This is a genomic window from Variovorax sp. H27-G14 (assembly GCF_046156345.1).
In the GTDB taxonomy this organism is placed as follows: Bacteria; Pseudomonadota; Gammaproteobacteria; order Burkholderiales; family Burkholderiaceae_C; genus Variovorax.
This window is the reverse complement of record NZ_JAYLVN010000054.1, coordinates 1-1,282: the sequence shown is the minus strand read 5'-3', so window position 1 is coordinate 1,282 and position 1,282 is coordinate 1. Positions and strand designations below refer to the sequence as shown.

1 protein-coding gene is annotated in these 1,282 nt (G+C 62.6%); it reads right to left on the bottom strand.

Features of this window, described 5'->3' with window-relative positions; genetic code table 11:
• Positions 1-58: 58 nt before the first annotated feature.
• A protein-coding gene (locus tag VLK31_RS36175; protein WP_409173315.1) for an IS3 family transposase occupies positions 59-1,194 on the bottom strand; the annotation gives its coding sequence in 2 pieces (ribosomal slippage) (positions 59-933 and positions 933-1,194; 1,137 coding nt in all).
• Positions 1,195-1,282: the final 88 nt, after the last annotated feature.

Sequence of the window (1,282 nt, the reverse complement as noted above, 5' to 3'; positions counted from 1 at the left end):
AGAGGTGGCCCCGTTCGTTTGAACAGATTCCGATTACTTTTAAGTGGATCCTGCGGGGTCAGGCTGCCTGGGCCGAAGGCCGTGGCAGCGAGTCGAAGTACACCACATCGGGTGTGCGGGCCTGCAGGCTCGAATGCGGCCTGCGGCTGTTGTAGAACTCGATGTACCGGCCGATTCCGGTGCGAGCCTGGCTCACGCTCTCGTAAGCATGCAGGTACACCTCCTCGTACTTGATCGAGCGCCACAGCCGCTCGATGAACACGTTGTCCCTCCAGCAGCCCTTGCCGTCCATCGAGACGCGGATGCCGTGATCGGCGAGCAACCCCGTGAAGGCCGTACTCGTGAATTGACTGCCCTGATCGGTGTTGAATATCTCGGGCGTGCCGTATCGGGTAATGGCTTCCTCGACGGCATCGGTGCAGAACTCGGTGTCCATCGAGATCGATACCCGCCAGGCCAGCACCCGGCGGCTGTACCAGTCGATCACCGCCGCCAAGTACACGAAGCCCCGGGCCATCGGGATGTAGCTGATGTCCATCGCCCAGACCTGGTTGGCCCGGTTGATGACCAGCGTGCGCAGCAGGTACGGGTAGATCGTGCGCCCCGGGGCCTTCCTGCTGGTGTTGGGCTTCCTGTAGAGCGCGGTGATCGCCATTCGCCGCATCAGCGTGGTCATGTGCTTGCGGCCCACAGCGATTCCCTCGCCACGCAGCAGATCGCGCAGCATGCGGGCGCCAGCGAACGGCAGTTCCAGGTGCAACTCGTCGATGCGACGCATCAAATGGAGGTCGGCATCGCTGACGGGCTTGGCCGTGTAGTACGCCGAACCGCGGCTGATGTTCACCAGTTCGGCCTGGCGCCGGATCGGCAGATCGTGGCTTGGATCAATCATCGCTTTGCGCTCAGCATGCCGGCCTTGATGAGCGCGCCTTCCAAAAAATCATTCTCCAGCGCCAGCTGGCCAATCTTGGCGTGCAGCGCCTTCAGATCGATCGTCGGTTCTGCCGCGGATGGCTCGCCGCCGAAGACGTCGGCTGCTCGCGTGAGCAACTGGTTCTTCCAGTCGGTGATCTGGTTGGGGTGCACGTCGTGCTGTTGCGCCAGCTCGGCCAGCGTCTTGTCGCCTCGAACGGCGGCCAGCGCCACCTTGGCCTTGAAGGCCGCTGAGTGCGTGCGGCGGGGTCTTCTGCTCATATTCGCTCCAGTCTTCACAGGCGAGGTCCTCGCCAGCAGGAGCAGTTTCCACACTTATCGGCTTGTTCAGATTTCCGGGGCCAGCTCT